Annotated in this window: 14 protein-coding genes; all 14 read left to right on the top strand. The window is 42.1% G+C overall.

The genetic code is table 11. The features are described 5' to 3' along the window. The first annotated feature begins 434 nt into the window (after positions 1-434). Entirely contained in the window at positions 435-3,854 is a 3,420-nt protein-coding gene (locus I2I04_RS17675; protein WP_143259251.1) for a TonB-dependent receptor, read from the top strand. Between the two features lie 20 nt (positions 3,855-3,874). Further along, a complete protein-coding gene (locus tag I2I04_RS17670; RefSeq protein WP_195655521.1) occupies positions 3,875-5,608 on the top strand; it encodes a RagB/SusD family nutrient uptake outer membrane protein in 1,734 nt (577 codons plus the stop codon). A 20-nt stretch (positions 5,609-5,628) separates the two neighbouring features. Further along, complete coding sequence (locus I2I04_RS17665; protein ID WP_195655520.1) at positions 5,629-6,420, top strand: endonuclease/exonuclease/phosphatase family protein; 792 nt, start codon at positions 5,629-5,631, stop codon at positions 6,418-6,420. Between the two features lie 28 nt (positions 6,421-6,448). After that, positions 6,449-8,605, top strand: coding sequence for an alpha-N-acetylglucosaminidase (locus I2I04_RS17660; RefSeq protein WP_195655519.1), 2,157 nt, complete (start codon positions 6,449-6,451; stop codon positions 8,603-8,605). Between the two features lie 8 nt (positions 8,606-8,613). Then, a complete protein-coding gene (locus I2I04_RS17655; protein ID WP_195655518.1) occupies positions 8,614-9,756 on the top strand; it encodes a glycerate kinase in 1,143 nt (380 codons plus the stop codon). 6 nt (positions 9,757-9,762) lie between these two features. After that, positions 9,763-11,019 carry a GntP family permease gene (locus I2I04_RS17650; RefSeq protein ID WP_195655517.1) on the top strand — a complete coding sequence of 419 codons (1,257 nt, stop codon included), beginning with the start codon at positions 9,763-9,765 and terminating at the stop codon, positions 11,017-11,019. 14 nt (positions 11,020-11,033) lie between these two features. After that, positions 11,034-12,119, top strand: a complete 1,086-nt coding sequence (locus tag I2I04_RS17645) for an acyltransferase family protein (RefSeq protein ID WP_195655516.1) — start codon at positions 11,034-11,036, stop codon at positions 12,117-12,119. 6 nt (positions 12,120-12,125) lie between these two features. Then, positions 12,126-14,309: an alpha-N-acetylglucosaminidase gene (locus tag I2I04_RS17640; RefSeq protein WP_195655515.1), complete on the top strand. Its 2,184-nt coding sequence runs from the start codon at positions 12,126-12,128 to the stop codon at positions 14,307-14,309. 118 nt (positions 14,310-14,427) lie between these two features. Next, entirely contained in the window at positions 14,428-15,009 is a 582-nt protein-coding gene (locus tag I2I04_RS17635) for an RNA polymerase sigma factor (protein ID WP_195655514.1), read from the top strand. A 108-nt stretch (positions 15,010-15,117) separates the two neighbouring features. Then, on the top strand, positions 15,118-16,074 hold the full coding sequence (locus tag I2I04_RS17630; RefSeq protein ID WP_195655513.1) for a FecR family protein: 957 nt from the start codon (positions 15,118-15,120) through the stop codon (positions 16,072-16,074). 31 nt (positions 16,075-16,105) lie between these two features. Then, on the top strand, positions 16,106-16,879 hold the full coding sequence (locus I2I04_RS17625; RefSeq protein ID WP_195655512.1) for an endonuclease/exonuclease/phosphatase family protein: 774 nt from the start codon (positions 16,106-16,108) through the stop codon (positions 16,877-16,879). Positions 16,880-16,886: 7 nt separating this feature from the next. Next, complete coding sequence (locus tag I2I04_RS17620; protein WP_195655511.1) at positions 16,887-17,666, top strand: hypothetical protein; 780 nt, start codon at positions 16,887-16,889, stop codon at positions 17,664-17,666. Positions 17,667-17,679: 13 nt separating this feature from the next. Then, positions 17,680-19,209 carry a hypothetical protein gene (locus tag I2I04_RS17615; RefSeq protein ID WP_195655510.1) on the top strand — a complete coding sequence of 510 codons (1,530 nt, stop codon included), beginning with the start codon at positions 17,680-17,682 and terminating at the stop codon, positions 19,207-19,209. 330 nt (positions 19,210-19,539) lie between these two features. After that, positions 19,540-20,529 (top strand): FecR family protein, encoded by a 990-nt coding sequence (locus tag I2I04_RS17610; RefSeq protein ID WP_143259238.1) that lies wholly within the window; start codon positions 19,540-19,542, stop codon positions 20,527-20,529. Positions 20,530-20,564 lie beyond the last annotated feature (35 nt).

The following is a 20,564-nucleotide window of genomic DNA, read 5'->3' as shown; positions in this document are numbered from 1 at the left end:
GAAAGTTATAAATCTACCCTCACCACCCCTCACCCTTGACCCATTCATTAGCGCAACGTTTAACTCGTTTCTATGCAGGAATGAATCTATTTTAAGGGTGTGATTGCCCTGAATCAAATCCCCAAAATTTTCAGACTGAGCCGGGTTCTGGTGGAATCACTCATATGTGAGGTGGATGTTGCTCATTCTTTTTCAGGTAAAGACACTAATTTATGTATTAAATGAGAAAATACTATCTACCCCTTTATATTTTCTTTTAAAAACGATACCTTTGAAGTGTTTTCTTTCTTTTTTATCAAGTACGGATTGATTTCCGGCAAGTTCTCCTATATTTCCCGAATTAATATTCATTAACTTATTTGCCGTAATACTTTTTAATACCTCTTGTGTATTAGCTAATAGATATTGAACTATTAACTTTAAAGACTAATATTATGGAAAAAGATTCTCCTTTTTCATCCACCGGCAGAAGGTGTATTGTAGCCCTAATGTGCATATTTGTCACTGCTTTTGTTTATGCACAACAGCAAAAAATATCGGTTAGTATCAAAGAGCTTCCTCTTAAAGAGGCTATCAGTCAGATAGCAGAGAAGGCTTCAATGCATGTAGCCTATAGCAAAGAATTTGTGGATACGAGTAGGAAAGTGTCATTGGAGGTAAAAGACACAGAGGTAAACAAAGCACTAACTCTTTTGCTAAAAGGGACTAACATTGGGTTCCGTTTTCTGGATGACAGTATTTTATTTTATAATAAAGAATATCAAAATAAAAATGAACCTGTTGATTCGCAAGGAAGTAAAAGGGAACTATACGTGAAAGGTAAAGTTACTGATGAGAATGCGGAACCGATCATCGGAGCCACCGTATCGGTAAAAGGATCGACTACAGGTACAATCACTGATGTCAATGGTCAGTATTCTATCAAGGTACCCTATGGAAGTACACTTAGGTACTCATACGTCGGCTATCGTGAAGAAAGCGTCATAGCGAAAGAAACGACAGTAAACGTAGTGATGAAAGAGGATGCTGTCAGTCTGGAAGATGTAGTAGTTGTAGGCTACGGCGTGCAAAAGAAAGTGAATGTAACAGGTGCTGTATCTATGGTTAAAGCGGAGGCTATTGAGAACAGACCTATTACTAACGTAACTACGGGGCTGCAAGGATTGTTGCCTGGAGTTAGTATCGTTTCCTCTTCGGGGCAGCCGGGTGCTGTGCCAAGTATCAACATTCGTGGTACGGGAACCATCAACAGTAGTACAGCGCCTTTAATCTTGATTGATGGGGTAGCCGGGGGAGACATCAATTTATTGAACCCTTCGGACATCGAAAGCGTATCAGTACTGAAAGACGCTGCTTCATCAGCCATTTATGGAGCACGTGCCGCTAACGGTGTTATTCTTGTAACGACTAAAAAGGGAGAAAAGAAAGAACGGGTAGTATTCCAATATAACGGATATGCCGGGTTCCAGACTCCCACAGCATTGCCCGAACTTGTTAACGGAAGGGAATACATGGAACTCTCCAATGAAGCCATGAGTGCGGCCGGATTTTCCAAGCCCTATACCCAAGAGGCTTTCGATAAATATGATTCGGGACTGTATCCCAATGAATATTCCAATACAGACTGGATTGATGAAATATACAAAAGCCGGGCTTTTCAGACGGGGCATAATGTGAGCGCACGGGGTGGAAGCGAGAAAACCGGATTTTTTATGTCGTATGGTTTCCTGGATCAGGATGGACTGATTGTAGGTGACGGATATAGTTCAAAAAGACATAATGCGCGTATCAGTGTAAACACGGAGGTGTATGATCGTCTGAAACTGACCGGACAGATGAGTTATGTCGATTTCTATAAAAAAGACTTAGGCTATAGTGGCACATCAGGAGTATTCCGCCTGTCACAGCGTATGTCTCCGTTACTTCCCGTCATGTGGCAAATCCCTGACGAGAATGGCCGGATGGTAGATAGTGAGAACTGGTCGTACGGTTCGGTACGTAACCCCTTGCAGGTAGCTTATGAGTCGGGAATGGAAGAACGGAAAACTCGTGTGCTCAATGGTATTTTCAATGCAGATCTCAAAATTATAGACGGGCTGAACGTAGGTATGCAGTACTCTGCTAATATATATACCCGCCAAGTGGATGAATTTAACCCGAAGATGTTGTCTTATTACTCGGACGGTAGCCCGCTGAAAGCAAATGAAGATGCCAAGGACTATATCTCACAAAGCCATCTCGACGTTATGACCCAAACGTTGCAATTCACCCTGAATTTTAATAAAACCATAGGACGCCACGAGTTGGGAGCGTTATTGGGATTCTCGCAAGAATGGGAAAACAGAAGCACACTGGGTGCTACGCGTGATAATGTGATGGTTGAGGATATTCACGTTATTAGTGCCGGAATGATTAATTTTATGAATAGCGGAACAAAAGATGAGTGGGCTTTGCGTTCTTACTTTGGTCGTGTCAACTATGCTTTTGACGGTAAATACCTGTTTGAAGCTAACCTGCGTGCCGACGGAACTTCAAGATTTGCCAAGGGCAATCGTTGGGGATATTTTCCCTCATTCTCGGCAGGATGGAATTTTTCACGTGAAAAATTCATGGAGTTCGCTACTTCGGTATTGAGTTCGGGTAAGCTGCGTGCTTCCTGGGGTGAGTTGGGAAATCAAAATATTCCCGGTAATTACTACCCCTACTTGTCACCTATCATAACCGAGGAGTCCTATCCTATCGGAGCTTCTAATACACCTGTTATGGGACTTTGGCAAAACAAAATCGGTAATCCTGATATCAAGTGGGAAACCATCCGCATGCTTAATTTCGGGGTAGACCTTAGTTTTTTGAACAATAGACTGAATGTGGACTTTGATTGGTATAAGAAAGAAAATATTGACGCATTGGTTCGTCCCGATGTTCCGGCTATTGTCGGAGTTTCCAGTAGTAACGTAGGTTATGTCAATCTTGGTAAGATTGATGTCAAAGGATGGGAACTCAATCTGTCATGGCGTGATAAGATCGGAAGTGTAAATTACAATCTCGGGTTCAATCTGTCGGATGCCCGTAATAAGATTACCGATTTGGGTGGAACTCCGGAGTCCCTGACTAGTACGGCTTCCGGTTCGTATCGTCGGGTAGGTGATCCGATAGGTGCTTTCTATGGTTATCTGACTGATGGGCTGGCGCAAGTGTATGACTTCGAATCGGTGAATACAACTACAGGTAAGTACCAGAAACCAAAATTCCCTCTTGTTGCATCACAAAACGGCATTGTACAGCCCGGAGATATTAAGTATCGGGACATTAGTGGTCCTGACGGCGCTCCCGATGGGGTAATTGATGACTACGACAAAGTGGTGTTTGGCGAGAAAGAGCCCCATTACACCTATGCAATCAAGGGTGGTTTGGAATGGAAAGGCATTGATTTCAGTTTCTATTTGCAAGGAGTAGGCAAAGTTGCCGGTTACCTTGAGGATGAGGCCCGGCATGCGTTTATCAATGACTACTCAATCCCTAAAAAAGAGCATCTTGACAGATGGACGCCTATGAATCCAAATGCTTCTTATCCCAGACTTTATCAGTCGCAGGAGCACAACAGGCTCTTTAGTGACTACTGGAAAGAGGATGCATCGTACTTGCGTCTGAAGAATATTCAGATAGGTTATCGTTTTCCTGCCCGGATGGTGGCACCTCTTGGCATTAATAGTCTTAGAGTATATGCTTCGGCAGATAACTTGTTTACTAAAACCGATTACTTCGGGGCTTATGACCCTGAAGTGAGGACCACCAGCGGAGATGTCTATCCGCAAGTAAAAACCTATGTTTTTGGATTATCAATAACATTCTAACCTATTAAACGACTATAAAGATGAAATACTCAAAATACTTTTTAATCATTGCTTTATTTGGTATAATTACCTCATGTAGCGATTTTCTGGATAGAACGAACCCTAACGAGCCGGACAATGTAACATTCTGGGTGAATGAAGATCAGCTTAAAAATGCCTTGCCTCCCTGTTACGAAGCTTTACAAAAAGACTATCTTGTGAATTGGAGTGAATCGACTGCCGAAACTGTTATGTGGGGGAATATTACTAGTGGACTAAGTAAGGTTTCGGGAGGCAAACACTCTTATACTGACGGCTTCCCCTTCACTACCTATTGGACAGGAGCGTATAGTTATATTTATCGCTGCAATAATTTTTTAGACAACTATAATAAAGCGCAGGTAGCTCAAAATAAGAAGGACGTTTATGCCGCAGAAGTAAAAACCATCCGGGCGCTTATGTACTTTTACCTCACGACATTTTGGGGTGATGTACCTTGGGTAGGAGAAGTCATCCAGCCCGAAGATGCATATATCGAACGTACTCCCAGAGAGAAAGTCATTGACCAGCTCGTCGAGGATTTGAAATGGGCGGCAGAGCGCATGCCTGAAGAAAGGTATACGGGCGATAGACTGGGAAGACTCGACCGCTGGGGCGCTTTAGCCATATTGGCACGTATCGCCTTGCAAAACGAAAGATGGGAACTGGCTGCAAAAACGAGTGAATATATCATTGAAAACAGTCCCTATGGCCTGTATGAATACGAAAAACTATTTCATCATGAGGGGGATGTCGAGAATGATCCGAAAAATATCGAAGCCATCGTATATAGCCTTTTTGTACCCGAAATCCGTACACAAAGTCTACCCAATGAAACTTGCAGCCCGACCGACTATATACGTCTCAATCCAACGAAGTCGTTAGTGGATGCCTATCTGTGTACAGACGGTAAACCGGCAAAAACCGGATTGGAATATTATAAAAAGACCGGTGTGCAGACCTCATCGTTATACAAGTCGCCTGAAGAGCATTATGTGGATTATTTCCAGAACAGAGATCCTAGAATGAAGATGACTTTATATGCTCCGGGTGACAAATGGCCGGGAGGAGATGACGGTGACCCTGATACGGATAAGGCCAACGAGATATTTAATCTGCCTCGTTTTGCTTCATTGCAAGATAATAACCGTGTGGGGGCAAATAGCCGTACAGGTTTTTATCTGAAAAAGTATAACGATATTGATTTGGCCGGCTCAAGTGTAGGCGGACATGGAAATCTCAATGTCATCCGCTTTGCCGAAATCTTGCTGATTTATGCCGAAGCCACTTTCGAACTACAAGGCAAGAAACTGACACAAACACAGATTGATTACTCCATCAACAGGCTTAGAGATCGTGTGAATATGCATCGTATGAACCTTGACGAACTTAGCGCATGGGGGATGGATCTCGAAACCGAATTGAGAAGAGAACGTCGCATTGAGTTGGCAGGTGAAGGAACAAGATACGCCGATGTGATGCGCTGGCGTGAAGGCGAACTTCGTTTTGGACGTGCCATCACCGGTCCCAGTCTGAAAGTTTGTATGAACGATTTGGGCGCCAACCCGTATCCTGATACCGGAGTAGATGAGTTTGGTGATGTTATCTACGAAAAGTCTACCGCGGAAGGCGGAGCACGCTACTTCGACGCAACGAAACATTATTTGTGGCCCGTGCCTAATCCCGAGCGTCAGAAGAATCCTCTGTTAGGACAAAATCCAGGTTGGGAAAAGTAATCATTAAAAAAATAGAAACCATGTATTCAATGAAGAAATATTTATTATTGTTTTTATGCCTGACTTTGGGCGTTGTCTATGCGCAAGATACTCTACGGGTGCGGGTAATGACCTATAATTTGAGATTTGGCGAACTGGCATCTTTAGAAGAACTTGCTCATCACATCAAATCCTTCAAACCTGATTTTGTGGCGCTTCAAGAAGTGGATAGCAAAACAGACCGTAAGCGTGCCCCGCATCAGAAAGGGAAGGATTTTATATCCGAACTTGCCTATCATACAGGGATGTTTGGGCTTTACGGAAAAACGATTGACTATTCTACCGGTTATTACGGTATTGGGATGTTAAGTAAATATCCATATATTTCTGTCCAAAAGATAATGCTGCCCCATCCGGTCAAAGAGCATGAGAGACGGGCCATGCTGGAGGGATTATTCGAAATGGGTAATGATACCATTGTTTTTACCTCTACGCATCTGGACGTCAACTCTCAAGAAACACGGGCGGAGCAAATAAAATTTATTACCGATCATTTCAAGAATTATAAATATCCTGTAATTTTGGGAGGCGATTTCAATGCGCGTCATTACTCGGAGGCAATACGTGGTATGGATAGTTGGTTTGCTGCGAGTAACGATGATTTTGGAATGCCGGCATGGAAACCTGTGATTAAGATAGATTACTTGTTTGCTTACCCGCAAAAAGGATGGCGTGTGATTAGTACGCAAACTGTCCGGTCGCTTTTGTCAGACCATTTACCGATTATTACGGAACTGGAATATGTGAAAGAAGCATCAAAGAAAAAATATTGATACTCACTTATAACATTTATGATTTTCTATGATACATACAATAGTCAAGTATTTACTGATTTCAACAACGCTTTTTTTCTGCTCATGCCACAAGCCTAAGACGGATATTATCACCCCCGCCAAACAGGTAATAGAACGTCAGATTGGGGAAAGAGCACAGTCTATCCACTTTGAATATATCGAACCATTCGATGGTAAAGATATATTCGAAGTGATAGCAAGCGACGGTCGGCTTACCTTAAGGGGAAGTAGCTCCGTTGCTATCTGTTACGCTTTTCATACGTACATGAAAGAGGCCTGCAAGAGTATGAAAACATGGAGCGGTGAACACATAACGTCGGTGATGCCGTGGCCCGATTATGAATTGTATGAGCAAGTGTCCCCTTATGAGTTGCGTTATTTCCTTAATGTTTGTACATTCGGCTACACTACCCCTTACTGGGACTGGGAGCGTTGGGAAAAGGAAATTGACAGGATGGCTCTTTATGGTGTAAATATGCCGTTGGCTACCGTGGCCAGCGAAGCCATTGCGGAACGGGTATGGCTGCGTATGGGATTGACCAAGGAAGAAATCCGTGAGTTTTTCACTGCCCCTGCACACCTTCCCTGGCATCGCATGGGCAATCTGAACAAGTGGGACGGTCCTTTATCTGATGCCTGGCAACATAACCAAATCGCTTTGCAGCATCAAATCCTGACCCGTATGCGCGAGTTGGGTATGCAGCCCGTAGCACCCGCGTTTGCAGGTTTCGTGCCGGAAGCATTTGCGCAGAAACATCCCGACACACAATTCCGGCACATGCGGTGGGGTGGTTTTGATGAAGAGTACAACGCCTATGTATTGCCACCGGATTCACCTTTCTTTGAAGAAATAGGCAAACTGTTTGTCGAAGAGTGGGAAAAAGAGTTTGGAGAAAATACGTATTATCTCTCGGACAGTTTTAACGAGATGGAGCTGCCTATCGATAAGGAGGATAAAGAAGCGAAATATAAGTTATTGGCCGAGTATGGAGAAACGATCTATAAATCAATTACAGCCGGAAACCCGGATGCCGTTTGGGTTACACAGGGATGGACATTCGGATATCAACATTCATTCTGGGATAAAGAATCGCTTAAAGCCTTGTTAAGCAATGTACCTGATGATAAAATGATTATCATTGATTTGGGCAATGATTATCCGAAATGGGTATGGAACACCGAACAGACATGGAAAGTACATGATGGGTTTTACGGAAAGAAATGGATATTCAGCTATGTACCCAACTTTGGTGGGAAAAACACCATGACAGGAGATCTGGACATGTATGCAAGCTCCTCGGTCAAAGCGTTACGTGCCGCAAATAAAGGTAACCTGATTGGGTTCGGTTCTGCCCCTGAAGGACTCGAGAACAATGAGGTTGTTTACGAACTGTTAGCCGATATGGGATGGTCATCGGACAGCATCGACCTGGACGACTGGATGAGGATATACTGCGAGGCCCGTTATGGAGGTTATCCCGATGCCATGGAGGAAGCCTGGAGACTTTTTCGGAAAACAGCATATAGTTCTTTATATTCATACCCCCGTTTTACCTGGCAAACCGTAATACCCGATCAACGGCGGATCAGTAAAATCGACCTTAGTGATGATTACTTGCAAGCCATACGTTTGTATGCTAGTTGCGCTGACGAACTGAAAAGCTCTGAATTATACAGAAACGACCTCATAGAGTTTGTTTCGTATTATGTAGCGGCTAAAGCTGAAAATTTTTATAAGCAGGCCCTGAAAGATGATTCGGAGAATCGTGTTCTCGCAGCGCAACGTAATCTGCAACAAACTGTTGATTTGTTGATGGACGTTGACAGGCTGCTGGCCTCTCATCCTTTATATCGATTAGAAGAATGGGTGGAACTTGCGCGCAATAGCGGAACAACTCTTCAGGAAAAAGATGCTTATGAAGCAAATGCCAAACGCCTGATTACAAGTTGGGGTGGTATTCAGGAGGATTATGCTGCCCGTTTCTGGAGCGGGCTGATTAAAGACTACTATATCCCTCGTATACAGCTCTATTTCACAAAAGACCGGAATAAAATCCGGGAATGGGAGGAGCAATGGATTACATCTCCCTGGAGCAACAGTACGACTCCGTTTGATGACCCGGTCAAGGCTGCGTTGAATTTAATAGAGAAAACAAATAAGTGATAGCTTTTATGAAAAAGATTGTATTGGCATTCGACTCGTTTAAAGGTTCGGTCGGTTCTTTCGAGATAGCGAAAGCTGCCGAAAAAGCGATTCAGGAGGAATTACCCGACTGTCAGATTATACGTTTCCCCATAGCCGATGGCGGCGAAGGGACTACAGAAGCTCTATGCTCTGCCCTTCATGCCCAAACGGTGTCATGTCGGGTGCATGATCCATTCATGAAGCCAATTGAAGTATCGTATGGTATCGTAAGCAAAGGTGCGATGGCTATTATCGAAATGGCTTCAGCCTGCGGTTTGCCATTGATTGACTCAAATCGAAGAAACCCCATGAAGACTACGACTTATGGAGTTGGAGAGATGGTTGCTGACGCATTAAAACGCGGGTGCCGGGAATTCATTATCGGGATCGGCGGAAGTGCTACGAATGATGCGGGAATTGGTATGCTGAAGGCTTTAGGTGCACGTTTCTTAGATAGTGGAAACGGTGAGTTGGAGCCTGTCGGCGAAAATCTGATAAAAGTCCATCAAATAGATATTTCCCAATTAAATCCGGCATTGAAGGAGAGTCACTTTACGATCGCCTGTGATGTTAGCAATCCATTTTTTGGAAAAGAGGGTGCGGCCTATGTATATGCTCCTCAAAAAGGGGCAACTATGTTGCAAGTGATAGAGTTGGACAATGGGTTGCGGCATTATGCACAGCTGATAAAGGAATATACAAATATGGATATATCACAGTTTCCCGGTGCTGGAGCGGCCGGAGGAATGGGAGGCGGCCTGCTTCCGTTTTTGAATGCAGAATTGCAATCCGGAATAGAAGTTATATTGAGAACGCTTCGTTTCGAGGAGGTCGTCCGACAGGCAGACCTGATACTGACCGGAGAGGGGAAGCTGGATCGCCAGACTGGTATGGGAAAGGCGCTGGACGGAATTTTACGTGTCGGTGACAGATGTCAGGTTCCGGTGATAGCACTGGGGGGAGCGGTCGAAGCTACCGAAGCGCTAAATAGGATGGGGTTTACTGCCGTATTGCCTATTCAACCTTTCCCGGTAACACTTGAAGAAGCGATGCAACCGGAGTTTACGAAAGAAAACATAGAGAGAACGGTGCGACAGGTGGTGAGAATCATAAAACAATTTACTAAATAATACTCAATGACAGCGATAGGCGCATTAATCGGGCTTTCATTATCCATACTGTTAATCATAAGAAAGCTTTCTCCGACATACAGTCTGATTATCGGAGCGATAGTTGGAGGGCTGTTGGGAGGACTATCTTTAAATGAGACCGTAACGGTGATGACCGAAGGGGTGAAAGAGGTCACCCCGGCGATATTGCGGATTCTGACAGCCGGAGTCTTATCAGGTATATTAATACAAACCGGGGCTACCACGGTCATCTCCAATGCGATTATAAACAAAATGGGTGAAAAACGGGTATTTATGGCATTGGCACTCGCAACGATGTTGCTTTGTACTGTAGGCGTATTTATAGATGTGGCTGTGATAACCGTTGCGCCGGTGGCTCTTTCGATAGGCAAGCGTCTAAACCTGTCTCCATCCGTGTTACTTATTGCTATGATCGGGGGAGGCAAGTGTGGAAATATCATATCACCTAACCCGAACACCATTATAGCGGCCGGAAATTTTAATGCAGATCTATCGGCTGTAATGTTTGCCAATATTTTACCGGCAGTGATCGGTTTGTTTTTCACTGTTTTCGTTATTGTCCGTCTGATGCCTCAAACAGTAAAAAACAAAAAAACGGTGATGCAAACAGAGAATAAAGAGGAAGAGGGAAATCTGCCGTCGTTAAGAACCAGTCTGATTGCTCCTGTTGTTACGATTGTTTTATTGGCATTACGTCCTGCGGCAGGAATTAATATTGATCCTTTGATAGCTTTGCCGGTAGGTGGCTTATGTGGTGTTGTCTGTATGAAACAATGGAAAAATATTCTTCCGGGTATAGAGTATGGACTGCAAAAGATGTCTGTGGTAGCTATTCTGTTGATCGGAACCGGAACTATTGCCGGCATCATAAAGAACTCTTCTTTGAAAGACTGGATTCTTACAGGACTGGAGCATGCTCATATGAGTGATGTCTTGATTGCTCCTATATCAGGCGCGTTGATGTCGGCGGCTACAGCATCGACAACAGCCGGAGCGACACTGGCTTCTTCTTCATTTGCTGAAACGATATTGGCTATAGGCATTTCTGCGGTTTGGGGGGCAGCTATGATTAATTCCGGAGCTACAGTTCTTGACCATTTGCCACATGGCTCGTTCTTTCATGCGACAGGAGGCGTATGCGAACTCAACTTTAAAGAACGTCTGAAGCTGATACCTTATGAATCGCTTATAGGGATAGTGTTAGCTGCCGGAACGACTATTTTATATATAATAAGTAATTAAAAGAATCAAATATTATGAATCCGAACAAACGGTTGCTTTCGCTTGATGTACTTCGGGGTATTACTGTTGCCGGGATGATCTTGGTCAACAACACAGGAAAGTGTGGGTATAACTTTGCTGTTTTTGCACATGCCAAGTGGGATGGCTTTTCGCCGGCCGATCTGGTATTCCCGATGTTTATGTTCCTGATGGGTATTTCGACCTACATCTCCTTGTGTAAGTATAACTTCCAGTGTCGACCGGCCATTGCGAAAATCATAAAAAGAAGTCTTTTATTAATATTTATAGGTCTGGTTATGGAGTGGTTCATTACATCAATAGATAGTGGTAACTATTTTGATCTGAGTCAGCTCCGGTTGATGGGAGTTATGCAACGGCTTGGGATTTGTTATGGCATTACAGCCTTATTGGCCGTAACAATACCGCATAAGCGGTTTATGCCATTAGCCGTCATTTTGCTGGCTGTCTACTTTATTCTTCAGTTATTTGGAAACGGATTTGAGAAGAGTGCGGATAATATCGTCGGCATGATTGATTCGGCTATTTTAGGATCTAACCACATGTATCTTCAGGGCCGCCAGTTTGTCGATCCCGAGGGGATACTTAGTACGATTCCCGCTGTATCTCAAGTAATGATAGGTTTTGTTTGCGGAAAGATAATCATCGACATTAAAGACAATGACCGCCGGATGCTGAATCTATTTCTTATAGGTACCACTCTGTTGTTTGCCGGCTATTTGTTAAGTTATGCCTGTCCTTTGAATAAACGTTTGTGGTCTCCTTCGTTCGTTTTGCTTACTTGTGGGATTGCGTCATTGTCATTGGCATTGCTGCTCTATATCATTGATGTGAAGCAGAATAAAAAGTGGTTTTCGTTTTTCGAAGCGTTTGGAGCGAATCCGCTTGTAATTTATGTGTTTAGTTGCATAGCCGGCGGATTGCTTGTTCATTGGCATATTCATACGGCTGTATTCAGTAATTTGCTTAACCCGTTATTCGGAAATTACTTCGGTTCATTTATGTACGGTGTATTTTTCCTGTTGTTCAATGGGCTGTTGGGATATGTTTTGTTAAAAAGAAAAATCTATATAAAATTATAAATCAGAATGAAAAGAAAAAGTGTATACACGTGTCTGGTTATGCTGTTTATGTCGTTGGCTCTTCAGGCTAAAGACAAAGACGTAGCTGTTGCGGAAGCATTATTGAAACGTTTGCTGCCGTCATACATCGAGAGTTTTCAATTTCAAAAGTTGAAAGGAGAGAAAGACTGTTTTACGATAGAGTCTGTAAAAGATAAAATTGTAATCGGTGGAAACAACGCCAATTCAATGGCGATGGGACTGAACCATTACTTGAAATATTACTGTCTCACTACCGTGTCATGGTATGCGGATATAGCCGTTGAAATTCCTGAAGAATTGCCAATGGTTGGTGAGAAGGTCGTTTCGGAAGCGCGAGTGGATACTCGCTTTTTCCTGAATTACTGCACGTATGGTTACACGATGCCTTGGTGGCAATGGAGAGAATGGGAGCGCTTTATTGACTGGATGGCCCTTAATGGAATAAATATGCCTTTGGCAATTACCGGACAGGAAGCCGTGTGGTATAAAGTCTGGTCGAAAATGGGAATGTTGGACATCGAAATACGCTCTTACTTCACGGGACCGCCGTATCTGCCCTGGCATCGGATGGCTAACATAGATCGCTGGAACGGTCCGTTGCCGATGGAATGGCTGGAACATCAGGTAAGCTTGCAGAAAAGAATACTCGCACGTGAGCGTGAATTGAATATGAAGCCTGTATTGCCAGCCTTTGCCGGACATGTACCTGCCGATTTAAAACGGCTCTATCCTGAGGCCGATATTCAACATTTGGGCAAATGGGCCGGCTTTGCTGATGCATACCGTTGTAATTTTCTGAACCCTGACGATGCTTTATTTGCGAAAATTCAGAAGCTATTTCTTGATGAACAAAAAAAACTTTTCGGAACCGATCATATTTATGGTTTAGATCCTTTCAATGAGGTTGATCCGCCCAGTTTCGAACCCGAATATTTGCGTAAGATAGCATCGGATATGTACGCCACATTGACGGCTGCCGATCCCAAAGCCCAATGGATGCAAATGACGTGGATGTTTTATTTTGATAAAGATAAATGGACTTCCGGGCGGATGAAGGCTTTGCTGACGGGAGTGCCACAGAATAAAATGATATTACTTGACTATCATTGTGAAAATGTTGAATTATGGAAAAGAACAGAGCATTTTCATGATCAGCCCTATATTTGGTGTTATCTGGGCAATTTCGGGGGAAACACAACTTTGACAGGTAACGTCAAAGAGAGTGGCGCACGGCTTGAGAATGCTCTCATTAACGGTGGAGGCAACCTTAAAGGAATCGGCTCTACGCTGGAAGGATTGGATGTGATGCAGTTTCCCTACGAATACATTCTTGAGAAAGCATGGAATCTGAATGTAGATGATGATAAATGGATTGAATGTCTGGCTGACAGACATGTGGGATGCGTGTCGCAGCCTGTGCGCGATGCTTGGAAAATATTATTCAATGACATTTATGTACAGGTGCCGCGCACATTGGGCACTTTACCCGGATATCGCCCTGCATTGAATAAGAATAGTGAAAAACGGACAAGTAATGTATATAGTAATGTTGAGCTATTAGAGGTTTGGAGAAAACTGAACGAAGCGCCTTCTGACCGGAGGGATGCTTTTCGCCTGGATTTGATTACTGTAGGCAGACAGGTGCTTGGAAACTACTTTCTTGACGTGAAAATGGAGTTTGACAGGATGGTTGAAGCTAAAGACTATCAGGCTTTGAAAGCTTGCGGCGAGAAAATGAAGGAGATATTGAATGATTTGGATAAACTGAATGCCTTTCATCCTTACTGTTCGTTGAATAAATGGATTGATGATGCGCGGAAGATGGGAGATTCTCCCCAATTGAAAGACTATTATGAAAAGAACGCTCGCAACTTGATTACTACTTGGGGGGGAAGCCTGAACGATTATGCCAGTCGTTCGTGGGCAGGATTGATAAGTGATTATTATGCAAAGCGCTGGGAGGTGTATATCAATACATTCACCAAAGCGGTCGGGAAAGGTGTAGAGGTGGATCAGAAGCAACTTGAAGATGAATTAAAAGCAATAGAAGAAGGTTGGGTAAATGCAACTGATCGGAAAGATACTCGAAAAGATGTTCATTCAACAACTGACGGATTATTATCATTCTCCATCTTTTTATTCAGCAAATATCAAAGACTGGTGAAATAAATAAGAGGCCTGTTTCATTTGTTGCTCGCGAATCATGCTATATCAGAAGGAATTAATATATTTGAAAATGAGGACTTGATATAATAAGCTTTTTATTTTCATATTTAAAATGATTAAGATGTCCCAGAAATACTCACAGGATGAAGCCCAAGCTTTGGTTAAGGCTCTGAAAGAGGGGAACCAGCTGGCATTTAGTATTGTATACAAGACGTATGCGGCGCAGACCTTTTCTTTGGCATTTAAATATTTGCTGAATAAAGAATTGGCTGAAGATGCTGTGCAGAACTTATTCTTAAAACTCTGGCTGAGAAAAGAAGAGATTGATGAAACAAAACCTATAAACAGATACCTTTTTACAATGTTGAAGAACGATCTGCTCAATACGCTGAGAGACTCAAAGAAAAATATCTATTTACTTGAGGATTGCCTTTCAATGGTTTTGGAATTGGAAGACAATTCTCAAAACGAAAACCTTAAACAAGAACAAATGAACATCATACAGCAAGCTCTTGAGCAACTTTCGCCACAACGCCGCAAGGTTTTTGAAATGAAAGTTTCGGGAAAATACTCCAATCAGGAAATAGCTGATAAACTCAATCTTTCGATCAATACAATTAAATTTCAATATAGCCAATCTTTGAAGCAGATTCGTGCGACAGTGGGAGAGCTTAGCTTGCTGTTGCTTTATTGTATGATGTAGTGCTATCGCTTTTGGTTGATATGGAACGTTCTTTTGAATTAACACGGTTTAACGTAGTCTGTATAATACTTTTTTGTAACAGTGTGTATTACTAATAGATATTGAAATATGAAATCAAAAAAGAAACATACAAGTCAGTACTTTGAAATAGTTGACGGCATCGGGAAATATATGGATGACGACATTCAAAGGATAATAGAAGGCAAACAGCTCGAATTGGGCGACAGAGAATTGCCTCCTTTTGATGAATATCGCATTTATAAGAATATTCAGGAAGCCGTGATGCGGGAAGAAAAACGAAAGAACAGGAGAATAAGGATGCCATTGTTCTTTAAGTGGACGGTAGCTTGTGCAATTGTTTTGCTAGTGATAGGTGTAGGATATAATTTCTATCAAAGTCGTAGTGAGGCAAACCTTGTTTATCGGGAGGTCTGTGCTGTAAGGGGTGAGAAGCTACTCGTATTACTTCCTGATGGTAGCCGGGTGTGGTTAAATGCCGATTCTAAATTGACCTATCCGGAACAGTTTGCAAAATACAACAGGAATGTTACGCTGGAAGGAGAGGCTTATTTTGAGATAGCTGAAAACAAGAAATCACCTTTTCAGGTGTTTGCCGAGAATGTAAAAATACAGGTGACGGGAACGTGTTTCAATGTAAAAGCATATGCTTCGGATAAGGTAATTAAAACTACACTCGACAAAGGGAGTATAAATATCGGACATGTGAAAAGCCGTAGACCTATGCAACAAGTGCTTCCCGGACAAACTGCAGTTTATGAAAAAAGAAGCAATGTACTAAGGATAAAAACTGATAGATATCACGATGATGCTTCGAGTTGGAAGAGCAACCGGCTTATTTTCAGAAATGCGTCACTGAAAGAAGTGCTTACAACACTCTCGCGGCATTTTGATATAGAGATTACAGTTAAAAACGAAAAGATTGCTTCGTTTACGTACAACTTCGTTTGTAAAGGAAACGACTTGAACTATGTGTTGGAGGTGATGCAATCCATAACACCGGTTAGCTTTAAAAAAATATCAGAATATACATATACCATTGAATAAGTAAACTTAATCTAATAACAAAACCAAATTTATGAAAGCACTTTTAAAGCCCATTGTATGGGTATGCCTTTTCTTCTTTGCGTATCAAAGTACGTATGCGCAGGCTCTTAAAATAATGAGCTATAATTGCCGGATGTCCGGACAGATGACTGGTTACTCGGTGAAGGAGTATGCTGTATTTATCAGGAAATACAATCCGGATGTTGTAATGTTGCAAGAGATAGATTACAACACGAAAAGGAATAAAAATCAAGATTTCACCACTCAGCTGGCTGCGGAGTTGGGATTGTTTTCCGTCTTCGGGAAAGCGATGGATACTGGTGGTGGAGAATATGGAGTGGCCATACTCTCAAAATATCCTTTTGTTTATATCAATAACAAAACTTTTGAAGGTATAGACGGAGCCAAAGAACCCCGGACATTATTGTATGTAGATATTCAGGAACCGGGAACTTCAGACATAATCAGGATAGGAACGACTCATCTGGATCATTCGACGGACCTGATAAGGAGCGCGATGGCCGAACAGATTAATGAGCGGATTGGTACGGTAGATACCCCGACGTTGCTGGGGGGAGATTTTAATGCCAGGACCGACTCTAATGTGATTTGTGAAGTCATGAAGAACTGGCAGAGAATCTGCGATGATACGTTCACTTATCCGGCAGATCAGCCGACAATCAAGATTGATTATATATTCGGACTTCCACAGAATAAGTGGAAAGTGAAGTCGTTTAAAGTTTTATCTAATCCGGAAGTTTCTGACCACAGGGCTTTGTTTGCTGAAGTTGAATTTGTAAAATGAATGAAATATGAAATCAAACTATCTATATCTGCTATTTATATGTGTCATCTCTTGTCTGTTCGTTTCGTGTAGTGATGAGGATAACAAGGGAGAAGATATTCCGGAATGGAACCGGTTCAGAACAACTAACGTATTGGTTTATGCGCACTTGTCAGAGCAAAATTTATTTAGCTCTTGTAGTTATAAAGAGGTGGCGTCATCTATCAGAAACACGGTTCATGCAGTGGCATTGTTGGACAGGACGAACGCTGTCTATGGACAAACTGCAATCATAAATACGGGTACGGAGACTGCTAGAGAGAGTAAGAAAGTGCCGGTGTTTGTGCCTGTCAGCTATAGTAACGGAGAAAAAAAGATAATCGGTAGTATGGTTCTTTTTCCTTCTACTATTTCCGAAATGACACAATATGTAGTAAAAAACGATTGCAGATATCTTGAAACAAAAACAGAAGCAGTGAACGGAATAGATATGCTCTTCTGTTCTGTATCATTAAATAGTGAAGACCTGATAGCTCCGGCTGTTGACGTTTTCAAGAAAAAGGTAAACGAACAGACGGTTCTGGTAGGCACTGTTAAACGTGCGTTATTGCCTAATCTTGAGTCGGCAATTACTTCTAACTTAACTTCTGATACCTATTCTTTCGTAGAAGTGGAAAATAGAAATAGAGACTCCGAGTATTGTATATTTGTCCTGACTTCACACAAATGGGCTTTTAGGGGGGTAACCGAAACAAGTGTAAGCGGAGATTTACATTGTTTTCAATTACAAATCGAATCTTTAAAATAAAAAATGAACGGTCATGAAGCAATATATCAAAAATATAATGATCCTGATACTTGCCCTTCCATGGGGTTTGTTGTTGACAAATTGTAGTGATAGTGAGTCTGATTATTCGGACGACAACGCGTATCCGCCACCTACTGTAGAACTCACTTCTCCTTCCGAAATAGATGTGGTGGAGTATAACTCGACGGTGACTGTATCTGCCAGAAGTTTCTCTGCTGTGGGTATACATAGTATATATGCTACCTTGTTGAAGATGGATGAAAATGGAGAATATGAAGAGATAAACGCGACTGAACGTCAACGTTTAAAGATAGATACTTTGCAAACTGATATGACACTTGAATTTGACTTGAATGTTAAGGTCAATACGCGTGAAGCAGCCGGGATACTGGTAACATCAACGGACGTTTTGACAAAAACGGCACAAAAGGTAATACCTATTAAAAAGATAACTAAACTTCCATCCCAGATATTCACCGAACCATCAGATTTCCCTGTTTTAGTACCCGATGAAGAGGTTTCTCTGTCTGTAGTGATCCGTTCTGCTGTAGGTATTAAGTCTGTAAAGCATACGTTGTATAATAAGGTATTGGGTGAACTGAAGGAATATACAACTATTCCGGTATCAGGTAATCCGCTGGAAATGGAATTTATCCTGAAAACTGTCGTAGACAATAAAGATACCAATGGAATCAAGATCGTGGTGGAAGATATAGAAGGGGTGAAAGAGGAAAAGATTATCAATATCGAAGGTCTTGAGGGTGTTGACAATAACGTTGCGCTTGTTTTCAACGATATCGAAATGGCACCCGAATGGGAACATTCGGTAGAACCGGATCAACCTTATATTTTCTCCATAGAAGGAATAATGATACAAGGTGTGCAAAAGCATGTATTAAGCCTGAAGGAAATTAAAGGATATGGCTCAAAGGCAAACAGTGTAGACTTTGCTTTCATCAATATATGGAGAAATCCGGAGTTTGTAGCCGTTAAAAATAGAGGTTTCTCTTATGTCAGTGCATCAAGAATTATTGGAGGACCAGTGGGACGGCGTTATGATGTGGATAACTGGATCAAACCGGCAGGCGTTGTTACTAACAAAACGTTGTTTACTCTTATTCCAGATGATAAGGTTACTGACCTTGGTATTGATGTGATGATGGAGAACGCGGCTTCGGACGTCAAGACTTTTGAAGCGTTGAATGTGTTGCAAAGTATAGCTAAAGGAGGTGCTGATATGTTAATGCAAAGAGTCAATGCGTCTGATGGCTATCCGAACGATCCTTGTAGTTTGCAGATAAAGGACGGTACTTATATTGCCTTTGTTACTGCGGCAGGCAAATATGGTGTCATTCATGTTATTGAAGCCGCAAACGATACAGATGCGCTAGTTGCCGGAGGATGTAAAATAGCTACTCCTACAGGAGTGGTAGGAAGCCAGGGACCAGCCTATTCGGGAGCTGGTATAACCGGACTCACCTATGATGGTGTGGCATTACTTTACGGGCGCACATGCAAGTTGAAAATTGTGGTTCAAAAGTAACGTTGTTATAATTTGAGGAATAAAGATATATATTTATGTGAAAAAAGGATAGAACGATTCAAAATTTGAGATATCTCCTCAATATTGACTATACTTGGAGGTTGTCCTAAAGACTTGATCTGATAAAATCACCTTTGCTACAACAGATTGTAGTAAGGGTGATTTTTCTTTTAGGGACTTTTCGGGCAATCTCTAAGTAGATTATCATCCTTGGTTAAATCAGAAAAAGAGGTTCGTTTATCTACATTATAAAAAAATATCAGATGTTTTTCAGGGTAATTCAAAAGCTACGGGTCTATTTAATAAAAGAGTTTATAAAACATAACTGATATGGAAGACATTTATATTATCATAACCAAATATTTATCGGGAACAGCTTCATTGCAGGAGGAGAAACAACTCGTGAAATGGCGGAATGCCGATATTGGACATGAACAAGAGTTTCAGGAGTTATGTGAAAGTTGGCAAATCGCTCATGCAGATTTGAATACGGTGATTCCTGATAAAGAACAGGTATGGGGAAAAATTATGGATAACCTGCGTTTGGCAAAACCTGTAAAGATGTATACTCGCCGTTTATTATATCGTACTGTAGGTGTTGCAGCTATATTAGCATTAGTGCTGGGATTTTCACTTTCTACACTTTTCCCAAAAGAAGAGGAAGAGGTAAAATTGGTTTCATTTACAGCTCCTGTTGGTCAAAAGGCGGAGGTTAGTCTGCCGGATGGTACCAAGGTTTGGTTGAATTCAGGTTCCACATTAAGCTATTCGACGGATTATGCGAAAGATCGCCGTTCTGTAAAATTGAATGGACAAGCTTTTTTTGATGTAGTACGAGACAGTGAAAAACTATTTGATGTTTCGGTTGGTGATGTAAAAGTGTTGGTTCATGGTACTGCATTCGATATTAATGGATATGGAGACAACTCCGAATTGGAAGTTGTATTGCTTCGAGGGCATGTGACGGTTGTTTCAGCTGCAACGGACAAATTGCTGGCAGATATGAAACCCAATCAAAAAGCTATCATCCCCATGCAAGGGGTAGAGAAATGTAAGTTGGCGGCTTGTGATGCTGAAATAGAGTCTGTGTGGCGTTTGGGTAAATTGAAAATAGAGAATGAAAGTTTAACGGATGTAGTCAGGAAAATGGAAAGGTGGTACGGTGTGAAAATTCAATTACATAATGTGCAGGAGAATAAACGATACTGGATGACAATTAAAACAGAATCTCTACGAGAGATGCTTGAGATAGTTAACCGGGTGACTCCAATTGCATACACTATTAATGGGGAGGAGGTGCGCATAACCGGAAGAAAGTAGTCGAAGAATAGAAAGGACGCAGAAGAGTGCCATCT

The organism is Bacteroides sp. 1001136B_160425_E2 (assembly GCF_015559655.1).
Lineage (GTDB): Bacteria > Bacteroidota > Bacteroidia > Bacteroidales > Bacteroidaceae > Bacteroides > Bacteroides luhongzhouii.
The sequence above is the reverse complement of the archived record's forward strand: the minus strand, read 5'-3'. Positions and strand labels throughout refer to the sequence as shown.